Annotated in this window: 4 protein-coding genes and 1 pseudogene; 3 read left to right on the top strand and 2 right to left on the bottom strand. The window is 47.5% G+C overall.

Annotated elements, in window-relative coordinates:
* The 3 genes and pseudogenes from HMPREF1986_RS13295 to HMPREF1986_RS07015 all read left to right on the top strand — a co-directional run.
* Window positions 1-485: pseudogene (locus HMPREF1986_RS13295) on the top strand (IS1634 family transposase); the annotation flags it as partial.
* Window positions 485-739: a hypothetical protein gene (locus tag HMPREF1986_RS07020; protein ID WP_021774123.1), complete on the top strand. Its 255-nt coding sequence runs from the start codon at window positions 485-487 to the stop codon at window positions 737-739. The pseudogene HMPREF1986_RS13295 and the gene HMPREF1986_RS07020, both read left to right, overlap by 1 nt.
* Before the next feature lie 3 nt (window positions 740-742).
* Window positions 743-991, top strand: a complete 249-nt coding sequence (locus tag HMPREF1986_RS07015; RefSeq protein WP_021774122.1) for a hypothetical protein — start codon at window positions 743-745, stop codon at window positions 989-991.
* Between the two features lie 618 nt (window positions 992-1609).
* On the opposite strand, the gene HMPREF1986_RS07010 is transcribed toward HMPREF1986_RS07015, so the two are convergent.
* Window positions 1610-2650: a nucleotidyl transferase AbiEii/AbiGii toxin family protein gene (locus HMPREF1986_RS07010; RefSeq protein ID WP_021774121.1), complete on the bottom strand. Its 1041-nt coding sequence runs from the start codon at window positions 2648-2650 to the stop codon at window positions 1610-1612.
* A gap of 13 nt (window positions 2651-2663) precedes the next feature.
* On the bottom strand, window positions 2664-3404 hold the full coding sequence (locus HMPREF1986_RS07005; RefSeq protein ID WP_021774120.1) for a DUF6577 family protein: 741 nt from the start codon (window positions 3402-3404) through the stop codon (window positions 2664-2666).
* Window positions 3405-3751 lie beyond the last annotated feature (347 nt).

The raw sequence follows: 3751 nt of genomic DNA, 5'->3' as shown, positions 1-3751 counted from the left end.
TCGAGCAGGAGCTGTCGCTCTGCGGCTATTTTGCAATCATCACATCCGAAAAGATGACAGCCAGGGAAGCCATAACACTCTACAAGAGCCGCGACACATCAGAGAAGCTGTTTCGCACCGACAAGACATTCCTCGGCAACAGGAGTATGCGGACGGGATCCGGTGACGCCGCTTCTGCCAGGATTTTTGTCGAGTTTATTGCGCTGATCATACGGTGCCGGCTCTACACCATGCTGAAAGACAGGCAGGAATCCATGAGTGAACGCCCTGATTATCTCACGGTCCCGGCAGCACTGAAGGAGTTGGAAAAGATAGTAATGATCCGTCAGCTCGACGGCATTTACCGGCTGGATCATGCAGTAACAAAGCATGAAAAGGTGATTCTTGATGCATTCGGAATCAGCGAGGCAAATGTCCGGTACAGAACGGGAAAGATCGGGAAACTCCTGCAACAGATCATGGGCGGTGGAGAAAAGGAGGCATAATGATGGCCAGGATCAGAAGAACAGGAATGCAGCGGTTGGAGCGGAAGATCGAGCAGGCTGAAGAAAAGGTTGCAAAGACCAGAGCTGCTCACAATACAGCGGTTGAAGAGCTGAAGAAGCTGACAGATGAGAGGAAGGCTCTGCGAAATAAGGAATTGGCGGAAGCAATCCGTCAGAGTAAATGCACATACAGCGAGATCCTTGCCTTTGTCAGATCGGATCCGGGCGCAGGTACCGGGGAGCAGGAAGCATAGGTTATGAAAGAAACGGATCGTCAGAAAGAACTCGACAGAAAAATCGAAAATATCAAAAAGAAGATGTCTGTCAATCGTGACGAATGTAACAGACTGACAGAACAGCTTGAAGAACTGCTGGATGAGTGGTATCCCGAAAGAAGGGAAGAGAATCTCAAGGAGGCTCTCTACAAAGCCTATCAGGAGAGCGGGATGTCACTTGACGAATTACTGGATATCCTGAACGACGATAAAGACCTGTCGTTCACCTGAGGGGCTTTAGGGGAATTTTTTCAGGAAGTTCACAATAAAGAAGAAGGAGAACTGCTTCGCATGGATATCCTGTCACATTTGACTGGCAGATATGAAGGAGATCCCGCCTAGGAGCTCTTCAAAAGCATCCTGTACAGCGGCGGTGATCCGATGGAATCCCGCGATTATCATGTCAAGGCACAGAAAGCCTGCAAAGGCAACTGCCCTGCTGGTACGGATATCTGTAACAACTGAGGATGCTGACCGTCTGGGCAAGCCATAGTGGCTTGTTCAGGCGGCGCAGCCGCAGTTGATATCCCAAGATCCTTCTGAGCCACCATTCTTATGGCGGCCAGAATAACAGCCACCGCGCAAGCGGCCTGGCCTTGACCGGCGGCAGATGCGCAATACAATGGCTGCTGCGATGGGGATGAAAAGGCTTATGTATCTGATATCCCTGAGTCCCCATCGCCGATGTGGGCATATCGCGCAGATGTCGACTGTCAAGGCTGGCGGACGGTGACTGATCCTACTGGGCTCGTTTCCGTGAAAACTGGGCTAAATGGCCGTGGCAGGTGGGCTATTCAGCCGTGCAAAGTGGGCTACTCACGTGGAATATACACAGGGTACAGGCTTTTCTCATCCTTCAATCATTCGCAGAGCCTCAACAATGTAGGCAAAGGCTTCAGGGCTTTGGCTGCGCATATAGGAAAGCTTTTTGTATTGGCTTTTTCCTATATTTGCCTGAAGATATGGTCCGGGATCTTCTATAGGTGTGAAGGGCTGACCTGTGAGCATACAGGAGGCGAGGTACATCACACGGCTTGCCTGGTTGGCGGCGATGGTGGCACTGTATTTCATGGACAGGACATGGCCGCCGATGGAGTGAATTCCCTTGATAAAGAGCGGGAATTCATCTTTGTCGTAGACACCTTTTCCAATGATGCAGGCGCAGGAGCGGATGGTATCTCGGAGGACATCTTCACGGGTTGCCGTTATGTCGCGGTAGCCGATCTCATCCAGAATAGCGCGGTCATAGGTGGCAATGAGATTCTGGTAGTTGTCTATCTTTTTCGAGAGGGTTGCAACATCGAAGAGCTGCTTGATGATTTCAAGCTCTTTGTCTATTCCGAATGGTACGCCGGTGGTGTGCGGAGCAAAGGCAGTGAGCTTGTCTCCGAGGATACATTCCGGTGATGGAACGGTTACTGTTATCGGTGTACTGTCGATGACAAGCAGGTCGTTCTTTATTTCGCAGGTCTGTGTGGCAAGATATGGACTATCAGCAAAGACAATATCCAGAAGGATATAAAAGTCATCATTCCTCAGTGGTGAGTCATAGATGAACTTGAAGTGGCGCTTCTCTATATTGTTTTTGCCGACACGTCGGTCTTCCTCGAAGGTCTTGAACGGGAATATCTTGGCTGCTTCATCTATATAGTGGTCAACATCCGTGCCAGGTTGTACGAGGATATCAATGTCGGTTGAGAGCCGTAAGGGATGGTCAAGAATTAGCATTAGTGATGTACCGCCCTTAAAAATGAAGGGCATTCCGACACGGGTGATGGCTTCCAACAGACCAAAGGCAAACAGGACTCTTTCCAAAAGGGAAGGGTCTTTCTTATATTTCTCACGAAGCGTGTTCACATATTCTATAGTGTAGGTTTCTTTTGTTATCATGGGGTTCTCCTTATCAAATGGTCATCAGTTGTATGTCGGTTTTTGTCTTTATGAAGGATAGCAGGCTGTCATAGAGATGGCGGCGTTTGGCATACCGGAACATACGGGTTTCATCAATATTGTATTTGCGAAAGACATCTTCATATATGCGTGGATATTCGCTTCGCTCAATCAGGCTTCCTGAAAGCTTCTTGGACAGCAGATCCACCAACAGCTTTTCTATCACGCAAGAATGATTTGCGTCCGGTGAGGGAGCCTCAGAGAGGAGCTTTTGGAAGATGATATCTGTTTCGGGAGCACGCTGTTTGTAAAAGGTGTCATATGTCGGCTGGATCATGGCATAAGGGTGTTTTTCATGCAGCAGTTCGTAGACGGTATCCACAAGCATTGCTTCCACTTCTATAAATATTACGTTCTTTGCGATCTGATGATTGACGAAATCGTTCATCTGGATCAGTTCCCACATTTGAAAATTCACAAGAGGGTAGGCCTCGGTAATCTCTTTTTCGAGATCAAGGTATTCCGGGGAATGAGGGTAGGAATACTGTTTCTTTGCAGGAGCATCCTGAGGGATGCGGTAGTATTTCCCGGTGCCTGCGGATGCAAGGCTGCCTTGTTTGCGCAGGGTGACAAGCATCCAGTTGATGGAGGCTTCGGTGCAGTCCGGGTATATGGAGTGGACTGTTTCGCGAAAGGTTGTCTTATTGAAGGCTCCATCGTTCGGAAGTAATGGTAGTATATTATTTGCATTCATAGCGAATGTTCACCTCGATCTCTCTAAGACTATAATTCGGCAAAAATAAAGAAAATTGCCGTTTCATAGTAAAGATGATAGCACCTTTATGCTGATAATACAACTATAATTCGGCAAAAAAATAAAAAGTGACAAATTATATGTGAACTTCCTGAAAAATAGTCCCCTATACGTCACACCGTCCTGATCCGGAGTGTTCAAAAACGTTTGTTTTCCTGCATTTCTGCGCTGTTTCACTTGCAGAAATGCAGGATTTTTGACAGAATAAATATAGGGTAATATTACCCTATATTTTAGAAGACATTTTTGAGGGGATTCTCATGTTTTTTGATTTCCAGGTTGAAGTC

The sequence above is a fragment of the Oribacterium sp. oral taxon 078 str. F0263 genome, from assembly GCF_000469565.1.
Classification (GTDB): Bacteria; Bacillota; Clostridia; order Lachnospirales; family Lachnospiraceae; genus Oribacterium.
This window is presented reverse-complemented; position numbering and strand designations above follow the sequence as displayed.

What these genes read in the sequence shown, in the direction of transcription:
- HMPREF1986_RS07020 (WP_021774123.1), top strand. Translation starts at nt 485, where the DNA reads ATGATGGCCAGGATCAGAAGAACAGGAATGCAGCGGTTGGAGCGGAAG.
- HMPREF1986_RS07015 (WP_021774122.1), top strand. Translation starts at nt 743, where the DNA reads ATGAAAGAAACGGATCGTCAGAAAGAACTCGACAGAAAAATCGAAAAT.
- HMPREF1986_RS07010 (WP_021774121.1), bottom strand. Translation starts at nt 2,650, where the DNA reads ATGATAACAAAAGAAACCTACACTATAGAATATGTGAACACGCTTCGT.
- HMPREF1986_RS07005 (WP_021774120.1), bottom strand. Translation starts at nt 3,404, where the DNA reads ATGAATGCAAATAATATACTACCATTACTTCCGAACGATGGAGCCTTC.